The following is a 16,025-nucleotide window of genomic DNA, read 5'->3' as shown; positions in this document are numbered from 1 at the left end:
ACCAATGTCCTGCCGAGCGATTCGACAGGTCCCCTATCACCCCTTCAGAGCTTACAAGCATGCGCCGACAACTATTCAGCCTATCCCTTCTCGCCGTTTCGATGCCTCTGCTTGCCGATGGCCAGCCACCGCCAATCATCGACCGAACCGGAACCTATCTGCATCTGGACATCGACAAAATCCTCGAGAGCACGGACCTCACGAGCTTCTGCGGCATTCAACCGGCGCAACTCAAATACCTCGACCACGCGGGGAACGTTCACCTGCTCGAGTACCAGGTAGCGGGCCAGTGCAGCAACGAGAACTAACCCACTCATCAGGACAACAACATGACACTCAAACCACAGATCCTTCTAACCATGCTCTCACTCGCCATCGGTAACGCCCAGGCGAGCACCACCAGTGATGCAGCGGAGGCGCATTTCAAGGCAATCGCCACAAACGATCTTGCGGCGCTCATCAACAACTATGAAAAAGATGCTCATCTCACCTGGATCGGCGGCCCACTCGATGGCAGCTACGTAGGTACCGCCGCGATCATGCCCGTATGGCATAAATTCACAGACTCGCAGGGGCCGCTACAGCTAAAAATCGAGAATCTGGAAGAAGCTTCAAACCCGAAAGGTTCTACCGTGACTGCGACGGTATATTTCGCAGGCCGGCAGCCCCTCCATGTGCGCTATGTGCTTGTTTACCGTAACGGTCGCATCGCTGAAGAGGTCTGGCAGGTCGTTCCCTCTTCCTAGATATGCCCAGCCCGCGTCACTGGTCTTCCTTCGCTATTTTTAGAATCGCTGATGGCGGAACTGGGGTTCGCAACCGTGGCCACTGAAGTAGGCTTCCATGCGCTCCACTATAGTCGGTGAGCGGTTGTATAGCGCTGGGCTATCCCTGCAAGTGCGAAGGGATAGCCCAGCCTTTAATCGCTAAATTCGCTCCTACACACATGCCAATCGTGCAACAACACCGGCAGCGCGATCGGTCTGAATCGCCCCAGCTTTTGTGCGCGATGTCACGCAGCATCCAGCCATGAGGCCCTTGCAGAACCCGAAAAAGAGTCTCACGTTCGTAGACGGGCGCCAGGGCTGCAAACTCTTCCGGTCGATTCATCAAACGCAACAGGCGTACCCAGGCATCCATCAGATCAGATGTGAGCGGAGCGACCGAGAAACCTGCATTGATCGAGACCGTGAACGGCTACAGCTATACACCGTTGGCCGCAGTGGAGGCAGCACGTCGACTGCTGGGTGGTACACGACGAGCCGGCTTTGAAACGCCGGCAAGGGTGCTCGGTATCGGCTTCGCCGAGACCATAGCCGGGACGACCATCACCGATTATTAGAGCTTCGCCCTCACTCGTATCCAATGGCCGCTTTTAGCCGATAGCTGCCAGTCTCCCTTCCGAACACCAATCACCCTAGCCACTTCACAAAAGAGCCCCGCATCGCCTAGAGACGATGCGAGGCTCTGTCTTAGAAGGCGAAGCAGGAGCAGCCGAAGGCGCCCCAGAAACCTTGGAAGTCACTGACTGGAGCGTTGGAGAGGCGAGCGCGTTCGTGGTTGTGGGCGTGTACAGCGCAGGAGCCCACGCACTGGTGTACCTGGGCCACCAACGGTGCGTTCTGCCGCCAGTGGCCGGGCACCAGGGCCACCGGTGACCAGTCGGGCATCACCGGCAGCGCGGGCGGGCCAAGTTTGTCGAATTCGGCTGCGGCGTAGACCACCTTGCCGTCGACCACGGTGAGCACCGATTCCAGCCACTTGATCTGCTCGTCCTCGATGGCGAAGAAGTCCGCTGACAAGGCAACCAGATCCGCCAGTTGGCCGACCTTGATCTGCCCCTTCTTGCCCTGCTCGCTGGAGAACCAGGCGCTGCCATGGGTGAACAGTTGCAGCGCGGTGGCGCGCGGCAGGCCCTGCGGGTACAGCTCCAGGCCACCAACGGTCTTGCCGCTGACCAGCCAGTACAGCGACGTCCAGGGGTTGTAGCTGGAGACGCGGGTGGCATCGGTGCCGGCGCCGACCGGCACGCCCTCGGCCAGCATGCGCTGGATCGGCGGGGTCTGTTCGGCAGCCTTGGCGCCGTAGCGGTCGACGAAGTATTCACCCTGGAAGGCCATGCGATCCTGGATGGCGATGCCGCCGCCGAGGGCGCGAACGCGCTCGATATTACGCGGGCTGATGGTCTCGGCGTGGTCGAAGAACCACGGCAGGCCATTGAAGGGAATGTCGCGGTCGACCTTCTCGAACACGTCGAGCATGCGCGAGATGGACTCGTCATAGGTGGCGTGCAGGCGGAACGGCCAGCGCTGTTCGACCAGGTGGCGCACCACCGGCTCCAGTTCGGCTTCCATGCTGGCGGCCAGATCCGGACGCGGTTCGAGGAAGTCCTCGAAATCGGCGGCGGAGAACACCAGCATCTCGCCAGCGCCGTTGTGGCGGAAGAAGTCGCTGCCCTGCCCCGGTTTGACGATCCTGCTCCAGTTCTGGAAGTCAGCCAGCTCTTCCTTGGGCTTCTGGGTGAACAGGTTGTAGGCAATGCGCACGCTGAGCTGGCCCTCCTTGGCCAGTTGCTCGATCACCTGGTAGTCGTCCGGGTAGTTCTGGAAACCGCCGCCCGCGTCGATGGCGCTGGTCACGCCGAGGCGGTTGAGCTCGCGCATGAACTGGCGGGTGGAGTTGACCTGGTACTCCAGCGGCAGCTTCGGCCCCTTGGCCAGGGTGGCGTAGAGGATCATCGCGTTGGGCCGCGCTACCAGCATGCCGGTAGGCTCACCGTTGGCATCGCGGACGATCTCGCCGCCGGGCGGGTTGGGCGTGTTGCGGTCATAGCCGACCACCCGCAGCGCCGCGCGGTTGAGCAGCGCACGGTCGTAGAGGTGGAGGATGAACACCGGGGTGTCCGGCGCCGCCTGGTTGATTTCCTCCAGGGTGGGCATGCGCTTTTCGGCGAACTGGAATTCGTTCCAGCCACCGACCACGCGCACCCACTGCGGCGCCGGGGTGCGCTCGGCCTGGGTCTTGAGCATGCGCAGGGCATCGGCCAGCGAGGGCACGCCTTCCCAGCGTAGCTCCAGGTTGTAGTTGAGACCGCCACGGATCAGGTGCAGGTGCGAGTCGTTGAGGCCGGGGATCACGGTGCGGCGCTGCAGGTCGATGACCTGGGTGCCGGCGCCGCGCAGGGGCATGACCTCGGCGTCGCTGCCGACGGCAACGAAACGCCCGTCCTGGATGGCCACTGCCGTGGCCTGAGGGTTTTCACGGTCGACCGTGTGCAGACGGCCGTTGAACAGAATCAGATCGGGATGCATGGAAGAATCTCCTTGCCGTTCGCCACCGAAGATCGGCAACGCCGGCCATAGCGCACCAGCGGCGCCGAGAATGGACGAGGCGGCGAGAAAGCGTCGCCGACTGTTGGAAGGGCTGTCGTCAGTCATGGCGTTCTCCTTTGTCGCCGGCCTCCAGCCAGGGCGCGAGCCAGCGGGTGACGCGCGGCATGAACAGGTAGACCACCAGCAGGACGATGCTCAGGGTGATCACCACGTTGCTCGGCAACCAGCCGCCCAGCCAGGGCCAGGCGACGAATGCCGGGTGCCACAACTGCGGCACCAGCAGGCTCAGCGGCAGGATCACCAGAAAGCTGACGCAGGCCTGCTTCCAGCGCGGTGGCTGGGGCTGCTGCGGGCTGGCCGGGGCGAACCAGAACTCACGCATCGGGTTCAGCTCCAGGGCTTCGTCCTCCAGCAACAGCGGCGCGACCTCCGCCACCAGTTGCCGCCGCACCTCGGAGCCCAGCCAATCCTGCAGACGCTCTGGCCCGGTAAAGCGCAGCACACTGGTGAACAGCGGCGCGCCCTGTTCGTGGCTGCGGATCACATCCACCCCGAGATGCCCCGGATAGTCCTGCGCCACGCCGACGATGCGGCGCAACCAGGCCTCATACAGCGCCGCCTGGGCGGGCCGCACGCGATGGCGGATCAGCAGGGTGACCGGCTCGTCGCCCCCCTGCCCTTCATCAGGCCGGAGGGCACTCATTGCAGATGCCGCTTCAGCTCGACCCCAGCCTGGCGCATCGCACTGTGCACGGTGGGCACATGAGCCAGCGGGTTGAGCAGGCCGTAGTCGTGGATCATGCCGTTGTAGCGCACGGCGGTGACCTCGACGCCTGCCGCATCCAGCTTGCGTGCATAGGCTTCGCCCTCGTCACGCAGCACGTCGAACTCGGCGGTCTGCACCAGTGCCGGTGGCAGGCCCTTGAGCTGTTCGCTGCTGGCGCGCAGTGGCGAGGCATGGATGTCGGCACGCTGGGCGGCATCGGTGGTGTAGTTGTCCCAGAACCACTCCATCATCGGTTTGGTGAGGAAGTAGCCCTGGGCGAACTGACTGTAGGACGCGTTATCGAAGCTGGCGTCGGTCACCGGCCACAGCAGCAGTTGGAAACGCAGTTTCGGCGTGCCCGCTTCCTTGGCCTTGAGCGCGACCACAGCGGCCATGTTGCCGCCGACACTGTTGCCGGCCACGGCCAGACGGCTGGCGTCCACGCCGAGTTCCTTGCCGTGCTCGGCTACCCAGCGGGTCGCCGCGTAGGCCTGGTCGATGGCGGTGGGATAGTGCGCTTCCGGCGACGGCGAATAGCCGACGTAGACCGCCACCGCGCCAGAGTTAACCACCAGGTCGCGGATCAGGCGGGCATGCGTCGGGTAGTCACCCAGCACCCAGCCGCCGCCATGGAAGAACATGAACACCGGCGGCGTGCCCTTGACGCCTTCGGGGCGCACGACGGTCAGCTTCAGCGGCTGGCCACCGACCTGGATGGTCTTGTCCTCGACCTTGACGCCGGAGAGGTCGACCTTCACCGAGCTCTGCGCGCCCACCAGCACGGCGCGGGCGTCCTGCGGGCTGAGGCTTTCCAGCGGCTTGCCGCCGCCCTTTTCCAGTGCTTCGAGGAAGGTTCGGGTGTTGCTTTCCACACCGCTGTAATCAGCGGCGTGCACCTGGCCGATGGCCAGGGCGATCACTGCACTCAGCAAGGCAATACGGGGCATGTCGTCTGCTCCTTTCAATCGACCAGGGTGAGGGTCACGTCGATGTTGTCGCGCGTGGCGTTGGAATACGGGCAGACGATGTGCGCCCGCTCCACCAGGGTGTTAGCCGCTTCGGCATCGAGCCCGGGCAGGCTGATACGCAACTCCACCTCGATGCCGAAACCGGTGGGGATGGCGCCGATGCCAACCACGCCCTCGATCGACACGTCAGCCGGGATGGCCAGCTTGTCGCGCGCGGCGACGAACTTCATCGCGCCGAGGAAGCAGGCCGAGTAACCAGCAGCGAACAACTGCTCCGGGTTGGTACCGGCGCCGCCGGCACCACCCAGCTCGCGCGGTGTGGTCAGGGCCACGTCGAGCACGCCGTCGCTGGAAATGGCGCGGCCGTCACGCCCGCCCGTGGCTTCGGCGTAGGCGCGGTAGAGAACCTTTTCGATGCTCATCTCAGTGGCCTTCCGAGGCGTTGAACATGGTCTTGGCGTAGATCAGGCCCAGGCCATAGGCGCCGCCATTCTCGATGGCAGTCTTCACGGTCTGCTCGTAGGTTTCGCCACGAGCCCAGTCACGCTGCAGTTCGAGCAGATATTGCAGGGAGGTCATGGGGCGCGCGCCCAGTTGCAGCATGCGCTGGATCGCCATTTCATGAGCTTCGGTGGATACGTCGCCGCAGGCGTCGGTGATCACGTACACCTCGAAACCCTGATCCAGCGCCGACAGCGCCGGGCCAACGATGCACACGGACGTCCACAGGCCGGCGAGGACGATCTTCGGCTTGCCGATACGGTTCACTTCCACGGCGATGCGCGGGTCTTCCCAGGTGTTCATGGTGGTGCGGTCGATCGCTTGATGATCCGGGAATACCGACTTGATCTCGTCAAAGATCGGGCCGGAAAAGCTCTTCTCGGCAACGGTGGTGAGGATGGTCGACACGCCGAACTCGCAGGCGGCCTTGGACACCAGCGCGGCGTTGTTGCGCAGGGTGACGGCGTCGATCGACTTGGTCGCGAAGGACATCTGCGACTGGTGGTCGATCATGATCAGGGTGTGGTTGTGCGCATCGAGCAGGGTCTTGCCGGGAGCGGCAACAGCAGTAGCCATGGTGGTTCTCCAAAACAGAATCAGGGAACCCTCAGCTTCCGCCAGCGCAACGGCGAAAAATTGAAGCGGCGTGCTCGCTTTGAAAGGATGTGTGGCTTTATTGCGGCGCTCGCACTCGGCTCATGGCGCAGCGCTACAAACTGAGCACAGGCATGCAAGCCTTGGCGCGCCGAGACGCACAAGCTGATGGCATCCATCCAACGAATCGGAGCCATTCATGACACCCGCCACCCCACCACTGCCCGCACCGCTCGCCTGGGGCCTGCTCTTCCTGCGCGTGGCCGCCGCCCTTCTGCTGCTACAGGTGCATGGCTTGCCCAAATTGCTGCACTGGCAGGGCGCCCTGCAACATATCGAAGACCCGCTGGGGCTGGGCGCAACGCTGACCCTGAGCCTGGCCATATTCGCCGAAGTGCTCTGCCCCTTGCTGCTGATCGCCGGGCTCTACGCGCGCCTGGCCTGCCTGCCAATCATCGCCGTGCTGCTGGTAGCACTGGTACTGGTGCACCCCGACTGGACGCTGGAGCAAGGCCAGTTCGCCTGGTGGATGCTGGTGATTTTCGCCAGCCTGGCCCTGACCGGGCCAGGGCCTTATCGACTGCCGTTGCCTTGGCGGCAACTGGAGCGTCAGCGCGAGGCGCAGCGATCGGGCTGATGGGGGCGCGAGGTTACGCCCGGCAATTGGGCATAACGGCTCATCCTTGAGCGGTGGTGTGACCTGAACCAGGGTGGACAAGCTTCGCGTTGTCCACCCTACGCGGGGGGTATTTCGACGTAGGGTGGATGACGTTTTTTTCATCCACCATTTGCGGCGGTTGTCCGGACTACTTGCTGGTTTCAACAAGCAGTCGGTCGCCCCAGGCCAGCCGGATCAGATGAGGCCACACACTAATGTTCAAATTTGGCCCAGCCGTCCTCAACCGATTCGGATGGCGCCCATAGCCTACTGGCGCAGTGCTGTTCGCAGCGCGTAGGGTGGACTCAGGAACGCAAGCGAACAGTCCACCAGCCAAAGCCGAGTACGCCCTTGTATCTCGACCAAAGCCTTTCAGTGAGGCTATGGTTCCCGACTGATCATCGGGGGAGGAGTTGCAAGCCGAGTACGCCCTGAAGCCTTGAGCCTGTAACGTAGATTGCGCTGCGCTCCTCCGCACTCATCCAGTAAGTCCGAACGGTATCCAGAGCCTCGAGCTCGCATAAACAAGGTTGGACGGATGCAGTGACGATCAGCTACCCAAAGGAGGAGGAGATGAGCACAGTTGTGGGTATCGACATCGCCAAGCACACCTTCGACATCGCGACCCTTCAGGCCAATGGCAAGCATCGCACCAAGGCCAAGCTGAGCAACGACCCGAAGGGCTTTAAAGTTCTGCTGCAATGGTTGGGCAAGCATGCTGAACCGCAGGCTTGGATCGTGATGGAGGCGACCGGCATCTATCACGAAGCGCTGGCTGAATGGTTGTACGAGCATGACTATAAGATCTGCGTATTGAATCCGACGCAGATTGCGCTTTATGCCCGCAGCCAGTTGCAGCGCGTGAAGACCGACAAGGTGGACGCCAAGCTGATTGCCGATTATGGCCATCTGCATCAGCATAAGTTGCGTGCCTGGAAGCCCGAGCAACCGGAGATCAAGCGCCTCAAAGCCCTGAATCATCGTCTGAAGGATCTTCAGGAGTTGGAGCGCATGGAACAGAACCGTCTGGACGTGACCAGCGATGTCAAAGTCGCTGCGTCGATTCGGTCGGTACTTGAGCATATTCGCCAGCAGATCGCTGAGACGCTGAAAGCGATCAAGCAGCACTTCGATGACAACGATGACCTACGAGGCCAGCGCGACTTGCTTAAAAGCATCGATGGCATTGCCGACAGAACCGCTACGTTGCTGCTGGCAGAGCTGGGCGACATGCAACGTTTCGGTGACAGTCGCGATGTTACGGCTTTTGCAGGTTTGAACCCTAAGCTGCAGGACTCGGGGAAGCACAAAGGGCATGTGCGCATATCGCGGATGGGCTCTTCAGTGTTACGTGCAGGGCTTTACCTGCCAGCAGTAGTCTCCCTGACCCACAACGCCGCGATCCGAGCGATGGCCAAGCGGCTAAAGGCACGAGGCAAGGCCGGCAAACAGATCGTCTGCGCGGCCATGCGCAAGCTGCTTTGCATCGCTTACGGCGTACTCAAATCCGGCAAACCCTTTGACCCGCAGCTAGCCATTGCGAGATGACGGGTAAGACGGTATCTACAGCGCCGTGTACTTGCTAGGAGAACCGGGGGACAGAGTCCACGATATTTATCCCGCACGCTACTTCTAACCGCCCCTTCAAGAGTGCCGCACGCGGATTGCTATTCCCCCCAGAAGCCTGACATCCACCGATAGGTCAACCTATCAAGGCGCCAGCCGCTCACGTATCCAGGCCTCACCCTTGAGGCGGTAGTTGAGGCGGTCGTGCAGGCGGCTGGGGCGGCCTTGCCAGAACTCGATGCGCTCGGGCAGCAGGCGGTAGCCACCCCAGTGTGGTGGGCAGTGCGGGGTCTGGTTGAGGAAGCGTTTTTCGGTTTCCGCCAACAGGCTCTCCAGCTCGGCGCGGTCGCGGATCACGCGGCTCTGCGGCGAGGCCCAGGCGCCGATGCGGCTGCCCAGCGGGCGCACCTGGAAGTAGCCGTCGGATTCGGCCGGGGTGACCTGCTCCACACGCCCTTCGATACGCACCTGACGTTCCAGGCTGGGCCAGAAGAAGGTCATGGCGGCGAATGGACGCACGGCGAGCTGACGCCCCTTGGCGCTGTCGTAGTTGCTGAAGAAGGTGAAGCCGCGCTCGTCGAGGCCCTTGAGCAGCAGCACACGGCAGTGCGGGCGGCCGTCGTCGTCGACGGTGGCCAGGGTCATGGCGTTCGGTTCGACCGGCGGTTGCTCGGTCTTCACCGCGTCCTCGAACCATTGGCGAAACAGGGAAAGGGGCTCCAGCGGGGCCTGAATCTCGCTCAGGCCATCGCGGGTGTAGTCACGGCGCATGTCGGCCAAGGTTTGGGTCATGACGTTTCCTCAGTCCTTTGGAAATGCCCCAAGCTTACTCCGACTTGCTTTGTTTTCCTTGATCTACGGCAGCTACCTTGGGCGCGTCTTTCAGTTCGGCCTTGGCTGGATGGCTGTACTTGGCGATCAGGCCCTGCATGGTGTCACGCGAGGTGAGGAGGATTTCCACACGGCGGTTGAGGGCACGGCCAGCGGCGCTGTCGTTGGCGGCGCGCGGGGCGTCGGAGCCCAGCCCCATGACCTGCAGGCGGTTCTGCTTGAGGCCGCTGAGGCGGAAGATGGAGGTCACGGCGCGGGCGCGCTGCTGGCTCAGGTCGCGGTTGGCGGCGGCGTCGCCGCTGCTGTCGGCATGGCCGAGCACCACCACGGCGATGTCGTTGTCGGTTTCGAGCAGCTTGGCCACACGGGCGATCGGGCCGAGGCTGGCCGGCAGCAGCATCTGCGGGCGATCCGGGTTGAACGAGCCTTGCACCGGCGCGGTGACCACCAGCAGGTTGTCGCGGCGCTCGAACTCGAAGTTGCTGCCCTTGACGGCTTCACGCACCTTGGGTTCGTACTCGTCGAGCCAGGCGCGGGTGACCTGCGGCGGCGGCATGACGGCCTGTTTGGCCACTTCTTCTTTCTTGTCGGTGTTGGAGCAGCCAGCGAAGAGCAGGCAGCAGCTCAAGGCGATGATGGTGTTACGCATGAAGCCCCCAGGGTCTCAGTCGATTCGTGTTATTGAAAGTACGACTGCCAGGCAGTATGGCCAGGCAGTTACAAGCATTGGGCCAGCACGCGCGCTATTTTTTGCGCACGCGGATCCATCAGCACATAGGGCCCCAGATTGTTGATGACGAAACCGAACGCGACATCGCGCTCGGGGTCGGCAAAGCCGCTGGAGCCGCCCGCCCCTGGATGGCCGAAGGCATTGCAGCCCAGGCCGTAGGTGGCGTTGGCCACCTCGGCTTGATCGAGCATGCAGCCGAGGCCGAAACGGGTGCGGGTCAGCAGGGTCTTGTCCTCGCCGACGCCGTGTTCGCGGGTCATCTCGGCGAGCAGTTCGCTTTCCAGCAGGCGGCCGTCGAGCAGGCCGGCGTAGAAGCCGGCCAGGCTGCGAGCGTTGCCATGGCCATTCGCCGCCGGCTGCTGCATGCGCCGCCATTCGGGCTTGTTGGTGCTGGTCATGATCGATGGCGGGTTGGTGAACGAGCGCGTGCTCATGGCACTGGCGTCGCTCATCATCACCTTGAGCAGGCGTTGCGCGGCGGTATCGCCGAGGTTGCCCTTGCCACGGCCGATATGTGCCACACGGTCGAATTCGCTATCCGGCAGGCCGACATGGAAGTCCAGCCCCAGGGGTTTGGCGATTCGGGCGGCGATGCTCTCACCGGGGCCACGGCCTTCGACGCGGCGGATCAGTTCGCCGACCAGCCAGCCATAGGTGATGGGCGCATAACCCTGGCCGTCGCCAAGCGGCCACCAAGGGGCCTCGGCAGCCAGCGCGGCGGTCATGGTCGACCAGTCATAAAGGGCTTCAGCCGGCAGCAGCTCGCGCAGCGCCGGCAAACCGGCCTGATGGCAAAGCAGGTGACGCAGGGTGATGCGCTCCTTGCCGGCGGCAGCGAACTCGGGCCAGTAGCGGGCTACCGGGGCGTCGAGTTCGAGCTTGCCTTCGCCCACCAGTTGCAGGGCCACCACGGCGGCAAAGGGTTTGGTGCAGGAGAACAGGTTGGCGATGGTGTCGCTGTGCCAGGCCTGCTGGCCGTCCTTGTCCATCACGCCGGCCCAGACATCCACCACGGTTTCCCCGCCGATCTGGATGCAGAGCGCAGCGCCACGCTCCTGGGGATCGTCGAACAGGCTGGCGAAGGTTTCCTTCACCGCCTCGAAGCGCAAGTCGAAATAGCCCTGAACCTGCACGTTTGACTCCTTTGACCAAATTGCGCGCATTGTTTCAGTCAATGCGCGGGTTGGGAACCGTTACCAATCGACAAAACGCCCGTGTCACGGGCGCTTCAGTGAATTTCCCGACGAAAGGGCGGCAGTGCGTTGAGAATCGCCTTGCCGTAGCGCTGTGTGACCACGCGCCGATCCAGCAGGGTGATGCTGCCGCGATCGGCCTCGGTGCGCAGCAGTCGCCCACAGGCCTGCACCAGACGCAGCGAGGCGTCGGGCACAGCGATTTCCATGAAGGGGTTGCCGCCACGTGCCTCGATCCATTCGGCCAGCGCCGCTTCCACCGGGTCGTCCGGTACGGCGAAGGGGATCTTGGCGATCACCACGTGCTCGCAGTAGGCACCGGGCAGGTCGACGCCCTCGGCGAAACTGGCCAGGCCGAACAGCACGCTCTCCTCGCCGGAATCGACGCGCGCCTTGTGCTTGTTCAGCGTCTCCTGCTTGGACAGGTTGCCCTGGATGAACACGCGCTTGCGCCAGTCACGGTCGAGGCCGTCGAACACGTCCTGCATCTGCCGGCGCGAGGAGAACAGCACCAACGTGCCCCGGCTGCCGGCGACCAGCGCTGGCAGTTCGCGGATGATCGCAGCGGTGTGCGCGGTGGCATCGCGTGGGTCGGCCTTGAGATCGGGCACCCGCAGCACACCAGCATCGGCATGGTGGAAAGGGCTCGGCACGATGGCGGTGACGGCCACCTTGGGCAAGCCGGCGCGCATGCGGTAACGGTCGAAGGTGCCCAGGGCGGTGAGTGTGGCGGAGGTTACTAGGCAACCATGAGCAACGTTCCACAGGTTGCGCCGCAGGGTCTCGGCGGCGAGGATGGGGCTGGCGTTGACCTCGATGTCGAACAAGGCGCCGCTCTCGGCCAGGGTCAGCCAGCGCGCCATCGGCGGGCTTTCCTCCGGGTCTTCGGCGGTGAAGGCCAGCCACAGTTCCCAGTTGCCCTTGGCCCGTGCCATCAGGCTGCCGAACAGCGGGTACCACTCCTCGGCCTGGTGGCTGGCGATGCCCACCGCGCCCTCGCCGTCCATCGCCTCCTTGAGCAGCTCGGTGACGCCGGTGAACAGGTCATTGAGCTTGGAGAAGCCCTTCTTCAGCTCCAGCCCCAGTTCGCGCAGGTGCTCCGGCACCAAGCCGCCAACGAAGCGATGGCGCGGACGCTCACGCCCTTCCATGTCCTCGCCGGCCTTGAAGTCGGCAATCTCTTCGCAGGCCGTGAACATGAACTGCTGCTGGGTCTTGAGCTCGCGTGCCAGCTCCGGCACCTGTTCGATCAGGCGGCCGACATCGCCTGGCAGCGGGTTCTGCGCCAGCAGCTTGGTCAGGTTCTTGTCGATCTGAGTCAGCCACTCGGAGGTACTGCGCAAGCGGGTGAAGTGGGCGAAGTGGCCGATGGCCTTGTCCGGCAGGTGATGGCCCTCGTCGAACACGTAGATGGTTTCGCGCGGATCCGGCAGCACCGCGCCGCCGCCGAGGGCAAGGTCGGCCAGCACCATGTCGTGGTTGGTGACGATCACGTCCACCTTGCTCATGCCTTCGCGTGCCTTGTAGAAGGCACATTGCTGGAAGTTCGGGCAGTGGCGGTTGGTGCACTGGCTGTGGTCGGTGGTCAGTTGCGACCAGCGGCTGTCTTCCAGCTCTTCTGGCCAACTGTCGCGGTCGCCGTCCCACTTGTTGCCGGCGAGTTTTTCGATCATCGCGGTGAACAGCTTCTGCCCCTGTTCGTCGACGTCGAGCTTGAAGCCTTCGTCCTCGAACATCTGCGCCGTGGCGCTCTGCGCGGCGCCGTCCTGCAGCAGGTTGTCGAGCTTGGACAGGCACAGGTAGCGGCCACGGCCCTTGGCCAGGGCGAAGCTGAAGTTCAGCCCGCTGTTGCGTAAAAGATCCGGCAGATCCTTGTGCACGATCTGCTCCTGCAGGGCCACGGTAGCGGTGGCGATCACCAGGCGCTTGCCAGCAGCCTTGGCCGTGGGGATGGTGGCCAAGCTGTAGGCAACTGTCTTGCCGGTGCCGGTGCCGGCCTCTACCGCCACCACGGCAGGGTCGCCCAGGCGCTTGCCCTCGCCATCGCTCTTGATGGTGCCGAGCACCTTGGCGATCTCGGCGATCATCAACCGCTGGCCGTAGCGAGGCTTGAGTGACTTGGCCTCGAGGAAGCGGGAATAGGCGCCCTGGATCTGGGACTTGAGTTCGCTGCTGAGCATGGATTCCGTAACGAAAAAGGCTGGATAAATTTTCAGTATTCGCGGAGCGGCCGCTATCATAACGCGCCAATCGATCCGGCGCAGAACCCTGTGCCGAACGATTGCGCCAAGAACCGACAGGAGAGGCCCGATGACCTTCTACGCACCGCTCTACACCCTGCACCTGCTGGCCGCCCTGATCTGGGTCGGCGGCATGTTCTTCGCCTGGACGATCCTGCGCCCCGCCGCCGTCGAGGTGCTGGAAGCCCCCGCCCGCCTGCGCCTGTGGTTGAGCGTGTTCAAACGCTTCTTCGTCTGGGTCTGGATCGCGGTACTGGTGTTGCCGGTGACCGGCATGGGCATGCTGCACGCTGGCTACTCGGGCTTCGAGGGCGCACCGCGCTACGTACACATCATGATAGGGCTGTATCTGGTGATGCTGGCGCTGTTTCTGCGCATACAGGCGCTGCAACTGCCGGAGCTGCGTCGCGCGGTGGAAGCGGAGAACTGGCCAGCCGGGGGCGAAGTGCTGGGGCGCATCCGTCGGGTGGTGGGCAGCAACCTGCTGATCGGCCTGGTGCTGATCGCACTGGTGGCCATGCGCCCGTCGTTCTGAATGGGCTGATGTGCGCCGGATAGCACCCGGCGCACAGGCTCAGAAACGCAGCACCTGCATTGCGCCCTCGGGCCCGGCACTGCCTTCCCGCCCCGGCTCGCCTGGGCGGCCATCCGGCGCACCCTTGACGCCATACAGCCAGCAATCCTTGGCCGCACCACCGCGCCCACCCTTGCCAGCCGTACCGGCCGGGCCGCCATCGCCGCCATCGAGCAGTACCTGCACACGCTCGACCTCGACATGGTAGGGCACCTCCAGCGTGACCTTGCCACCTGGCGCCCCGGGATGCCCGTCGCTGCCGTCCTGGCCATCGTAGCCCGCACTGGCACTGCCCCAGGTACAGCCGCCGGGCTGCCCATGGGCGCCATCGAGGCCGTCATAGCCCGGCCTGCCGCGGCCACCGCGCACGTCCAGGGTCAGCGACTCGAGCGTCAGGTCATGCATCTTGATGCTGATTTCTCGCCCGGGAGTCGCCGGATGCTCATGAGTGCCAGGCGCGCCCTTGGCGCTGATCCAGGCGCCAGGCCCGACATCGGCGTTCTGCACCACCAGGCGCAGTGGCTGCTGGCTGGGTGCGACCCCGATGCGTGCCTCGCGGCCCATCTTCAGCTCGCCAATGCGCAGCTCGGTCACGCCAGGGGGGATCAGCAAGGTGGCGTGATCGGCCACCTCGACCCGCTGCAACTGCAGCGAGGCATGGCCTGCCGGCAAGCGCATCAGGCTATTGGACGGCACCTCGATCTGCGAGGCGGCCAGCACCGGAGTGACACACAAGCATAACGTCAAGGCCAGGCTACGCATGGGCAGCCTCCTGCTCAGCGCAAGCGCTCGGGCTGGCGGGCTCGTTCTGCACCGGCTTCAGCGAATAGAGGTGGAAGATGCCGAACAGCAACACCTGCAGGCGTGCTCCCCCGCCATTGCCAGCCGTTGCCAGCAGGCTCGAGAACAGCCATAGCTGCAGGCCGTGCAACAGCGCCATCGAGACCGCCAAGAGCAGGATCAGTTGCTCAAACGGGCTGTCCCACCAACCCGCCAGCGTGCTCAGCGACAGCAACCAGAACGCCAAGGACAATGCCTTGCCGCCAATCATCAACCCCTTCATCCCCGCCCTCGGTAAGCATTGTTCTAATGGTGCGCAAGTTAACGGGTCATGCGCGCAACCACCAGAGCAGGCGGGCAGTTTTCCGGGATTTTCTGCACCCCCAGAAATGACGAGGCCCCGTCTGACCGAAATCAGACGGGGCCTGACCATCATCCACTGCTATCAGGGACGCGCTTCGACACCCGCTTCGACGCGACGGTTGATGGCGCGACCTTCTGCCGTGGCGTTATCGGCCACCGGACGGGTTTCGCCATAGCCCACCGCATCCACGCGGTTGCCTTCTACGCCGTACTGCTTGACCAGTACGTCACGCACCGCATTGGCGCGACGCTCGGACAGCTTCTGGTTGTAGGCATCGCTGCCAACGGAGTCGGTATGACCTTCGACCACGGTGGTGGTGGACGGGTACTGCTTCATGAAGTCAGCCAGCGCCTTGATATCGCCATAGCTTTCCGGCTTGACCTGCGCCTTGTCGAAGTCGAACTTCACGTCCAGTTCGACGCGCACGACTTCCATCGGCTCCGGCGCGACCGGCTCTTCGACGATCACTTCTTCCTCGACCACTGCCACCTGCTGCTCGTCGGCGCCATGCACCCAGCAATAAGCAGCACCCATACCGGCACCCACCAGTGCGCCACCACCCGCCCAGGTAGAACTTTCGATCGCCCCCAGCGCAGCGCCACCAACACCGCCAACGGCAGCACAGGTGGGCCAGTCGGTTTTCTGCAAGCCAGCGCAACCGGTCAACAGGGTACTGGCCAGAACCAGGGGTACAGCGTTCCTTGTGATACTCATAGTTTTAGGTCTCCAATGTTCATCGGCCCATAACCGATAACAACTCAGTAAAGACGGCTCTCACTCTCTCCGCCAGTTATCCATCTACTCAACGCTGATGTACGCAACCACGAACGCGTTCACGACGCCCTCATCGTCACGAACCTGTCGGCCATTAACCTAGGCCATTGCCTGGCTCTGAGTTAGCCTTTAATTCCACACACGAGGACGCCCG

15 protein-coding genes and 4 pseudogenes are annotated in these 16,025 nt (G+C 63.5%); 6 read left to right on the top strand and 13 right to left on the bottom strand.

The window, feature by feature from the left end:
• Positions 1 to 59: 59 nt before the first annotated feature.
• Complete coding sequence (locus OU800_RS06750; RefSeq protein WP_100548216.1) at positions 60 to 308, top strand: DUF2790 domain-containing protein; 249 nt, start codon at positions 60 to 62, stop codon at positions 306 to 308.
• Between the two features lie 21 nt (positions 309 to 329).
• Entirely contained in the window at positions 330 to 746 is a 417-nt protein-coding gene (locus tag OU800_RS06745) for a nuclear transport factor 2 family protein (RefSeq protein WP_268182225.1), read from the top strand.
• Between the two features lie 259 nt (positions 747 to 1,005).
• Here OU800_RS06745 and OU800_RS06740 read toward each other — a convergent pair.
• Positions 1,006 to 1,176, bottom strand: a pseudogene (locus OU800_RS06740) (AraC family transcriptional regulator); the annotation flags it as partial.
• Between the two features lies 1 nt (position 1,177).
• Between OU800_RS06740 and OU800_RS06735 the strand changes: the two are divergent.
• A pseudogene (locus OU800_RS06735) lies at positions 1,178 to 1,342 on the top strand (hypothetical protein); the annotation flags it as partial.
• A 130-nt stretch (positions 1,343 to 1,472) separates the two neighbouring features.
• On the opposite strand, the gene OU800_RS06730 reads toward OU800_RS06735, so the two are convergent.
• The 5 genes from OU800_RS06730 to OU800_RS06710 are packed head-to-tail and all read right to left on the bottom strand — an operon-like array spanning position 1,473 to position 6,143.
• Positions 1,473 to 3,437, bottom strand: a complete 1,965-nt coding sequence (locus tag OU800_RS06730; protein ID WP_268182223.1) for an amidohydrolase — start codon at positions 3,435 to 3,437, stop codon at positions 1,473 to 1,475.
• A complete protein-coding gene (locus OU800_RS06725; protein ID WP_268182221.1) occupies positions 3,430 to 4,035 on the bottom strand; it encodes an antibiotic biosynthesis monooxygenase in 606 nt (201 codons plus the stop codon). The genes OU800_RS06730 and OU800_RS06725 overlap by 8 nt, the downstream gene beginning before the upstream one ends.
• Positions 4,032 to 5,045: an alpha/beta hydrolase gene (locus tag OU800_RS06720; RefSeq protein WP_268182219.1), complete on the bottom strand. Its 1,014-nt coding sequence runs from the start codon at positions 5,043 to 5,045 to the stop codon at positions 4,032 to 4,034. The genes OU800_RS06725 and OU800_RS06720 overlap by 4 nt, the downstream gene beginning before the upstream one ends.
• A gap of 14 nt (positions 5,046 to 5,059) precedes the next feature.
• Positions 5,060 to 5,488 carry an organic hydroperoxide resistance protein gene (locus OU800_RS06715; protein WP_268182217.1) on the bottom strand — a complete coding sequence of 143 codons (429 nt, stop codon included), beginning with the start codon at positions 5,486 to 5,488 and terminating at the stop codon, positions 5,060 to 5,062.
• 1 nt (position 5,489) lies between these two features.
• Positions 5,490 to 6,143 carry a hydrolase gene (locus OU800_RS06710; protein ID WP_268182215.1) on the bottom strand — a complete coding sequence of 218 codons (654 nt, stop codon included), beginning with the start codon at positions 6,141 to 6,143 and terminating at the stop codon, positions 5,490 to 5,492.
• Between the two features lie 217 nt (positions 6,144 to 6,360).
• On the opposite strand from OU800_RS06710, the gene OU800_RS06705 reads away from it, so the two are divergent.
• Together OU800_RS06705 and OU800_RS06700 are read left to right on the top strand one after the other, a co-directional pair.
• Complete coding sequence (locus tag OU800_RS06705) at positions 6,361 to 6,798, top strand: DoxX family protein (protein ID WP_268182213.1); 438 nt, start codon at positions 6,361 to 6,363, stop codon at positions 6,796 to 6,798.
• 594 nt (positions 6,799 to 7,392) lie between these two features.
• The gene (locus OU800_RS06700; protein WP_268179870.1) at positions 7,393 to 8,367 is read left to right on the top strand and encodes an IS110 family transposase; all 975 of its coding nucleotides are present in this window, start codon (positions 7,393 to 7,395) and stop codon (positions 8,365 to 8,367) included.
• A 162-nt stretch (positions 8,368 to 8,529) separates the two neighbouring features.
• Here OU800_RS06700 and pdxH read toward each other — a convergent pair whose 3' ends face one another.
• The 4 genes and pseudogenes from pdxH to dinG all read right to left on the bottom strand — a co-directional run bounded on the left by pdxH (position 8,530) and on the right by dinG (position 13,319).
• On the bottom strand, positions 8,530 to 9,177 hold the full coding sequence (pdxH, locus tag OU800_RS06695; protein WP_268182211.1) for a pyridoxamine 5'-phosphate oxidase: 648 nt from the start codon (positions 9,175 to 9,177) through the stop codon (positions 8,530 to 8,532).
• Positions 9,178 to 9,238: 61 nt separating this feature from the next.
• A pseudogene (locus OU800_RS06690) lies at positions 9,239 to 9,865 on the bottom strand (OmpA family protein); the annotation flags it as partial.
• 68 nt (positions 9,866 to 9,933) lie between these two features.
• Entirely contained in the window at positions 9,934 to 11,079 is a 1,146-nt protein-coding gene (locus tag OU800_RS06685; protein WP_268182208.1) for a serine hydrolase domain-containing protein, read from the bottom strand.
• Between the two features lie 95 nt (positions 11,080 to 11,174).
• Complete coding sequence (gene dinG / locus OU800_RS06680) at positions 11,175 to 13,319, bottom strand: ATP-dependent DNA helicase DinG (RefSeq protein WP_268182206.1); 2,145 nt, start codon at positions 13,317 to 13,319, stop codon at positions 11,175 to 11,177.
• A 130-nt stretch (positions 13,320 to 13,449) separates the two neighbouring features.
• On the opposite strand from dinG, the gene OU800_RS06675 reads away from it, so the two are divergent.
• The gene (locus tag OU800_RS06675) at positions 13,450 to 13,914 is read left to right on the top strand and encodes a CopD family protein (protein ID WP_268182204.1); all 465 of its coding nucleotides are present in this window, start codon (positions 13,450 to 13,452) and stop codon (positions 13,912 to 13,914) included.
• Between the two features lie 39 nt (positions 13,915 to 13,953).
• Here OU800_RS06675 and OU800_RS06670 read toward each other — a convergent pair whose 3' ends face one another.
• The 3 genes and pseudogenes from OU800_RS06670 to OU800_RS06660 all read right to left on the bottom strand — a co-directional run.
• Positions 13,954 to 14,715 carry a collagen-like protein gene (locus OU800_RS06670; protein ID WP_268182202.1) on the bottom strand — a complete coding sequence of 254 codons (762 nt, stop codon included), beginning with the start codon at positions 14,713 to 14,715 and terminating at the stop codon, positions 13,954 to 13,956.
• On the bottom strand, positions 14,708 to 15,016 hold the full coding sequence (locus tag OU800_RS06665) for a DUF1145 domain-containing protein (protein WP_268182200.1): 309 nt from the start codon (positions 15,014 to 15,016) through the stop codon (positions 14,708 to 14,710). Before OU800_RS06665 ends, OU800_RS06670 begins: the two co-directional genes overlap by 8 nt.
• A 162-nt stretch (positions 15,017 to 15,178) precedes the next feature.
• Positions 15,179 to 15,535 (bottom strand): annotated as a pseudogene (locus tag OU800_RS06660) (OmpA family protein); the annotation flags it as partial.
• Positions 15,536 to 16,025: the final 490 nt, after the last annotated feature.

Origin of the sequence: Pseudomonas sp. GOM7 (genome assembly GCF_026723825.1) — a bacterium.
Taxonomy (GTDB): Bacteria; Pseudomonadota; Gammaproteobacteria; order Pseudomonadales; family Pseudomonadaceae; genus Aquipseudomonas.
Note: the sequence above shows the minus strand (reverse complement) of the source record. Positions and strands in the feature narration are given on the sequence as shown.

What these genes read in the sequence shown, in the direction of transcription:
- OU800_RS06750 (WP_100548216.1), top strand. Translation starts at nt 60, where the DNA reads ATGCGCCGACAACTATTCAGCCTATCCCTTCTCGCCGTTTCGATGCCT.
- OU800_RS06745 (WP_268182225.1), top strand. Translation starts at nt 330, where the DNA reads ATGACACTCAAACCACAGATCCTTCTAACCATGCTCTCACTCGCCATC.
- OU800_RS06730 (WP_268182223.1), bottom strand. Translation starts at nt 3,437, where the DNA reads ATGACTGACGACAGCCCTTCCAACAGTCGGCGACGCTTTCTCGCCGCC.
- OU800_RS06725 (WP_268182221.1), bottom strand. Translation starts at nt 4,035, where the DNA reads ATGAGTGCCCTCCGGCCTGATGAAGGGCAGGGGGGCGACGAGCCGGTC.
- OU800_RS06720 (WP_268182219.1), bottom strand. Translation starts at nt 5,045, where the DNA reads ATGCCCCGTATTGCCTTGCTGAGTGCAGTGATCGCCCTGGCCATCGGC.
- OU800_RS06715 (WP_268182217.1), bottom strand. Translation starts at nt 5,488, where the DNA reads ATGAGCATCGAAAAGGTTCTCTACCGCGCCTACGCCGAAGCCACGGGC.
- OU800_RS06710 (WP_268182215.1), bottom strand. Translation starts at nt 6,143, where the DNA reads ATGGCTACTGCTGTTGCCGCTCCCGGCAAGACCCTGCTCGATGCGCAC.
- OU800_RS06705 (WP_268182213.1), top strand. Translation starts at nt 6,361, where the DNA reads ATGACACCCGCCACCCCACCACTGCCCGCACCGCTCGCCTGGGGCCTG.
- OU800_RS06700 (WP_268179870.1), top strand. Translation starts at nt 7,393, where the DNA reads ATGAGCACAGTTGTGGGTATCGACATCGCCAAGCACACCTTCGACATC.
- pdxH (WP_268182211.1), bottom strand. Translation starts at nt 9,177, where the DNA reads ATGACCCAAACCTTGGCCGACATGCGCCGTGACTACACCCGCGATGGC.
- dinG (WP_268182206.1), bottom strand. Translation starts at nt 13,319, where the DNA reads ATGCTCAGCAGCGAACTCAAGTCCCAGATCCAGGGCGCCTATTCCCGC.
- OU800_RS06675 (WP_268182204.1), top strand. Translation starts at nt 13,450, where the DNA reads ATGACCTTCTACGCACCGCTCTACACCCTGCACCTGCTGGCCGCCCTG.
- OU800_RS06670 (WP_268182202.1), bottom strand. Translation starts at nt 14,715, where the DNA reads ATGCGTAGCCTGGCCTTGACGTTATGCTTGTGTGTCACTCCGGTGCTG.
- OU800_RS06665 (WP_268182200.1), bottom strand. Translation starts at nt 15,016, where the DNA reads ATGAAGGGGTTGATGATTGGCGGCAAGGCATTGTCCTTGGCGTTCTGG.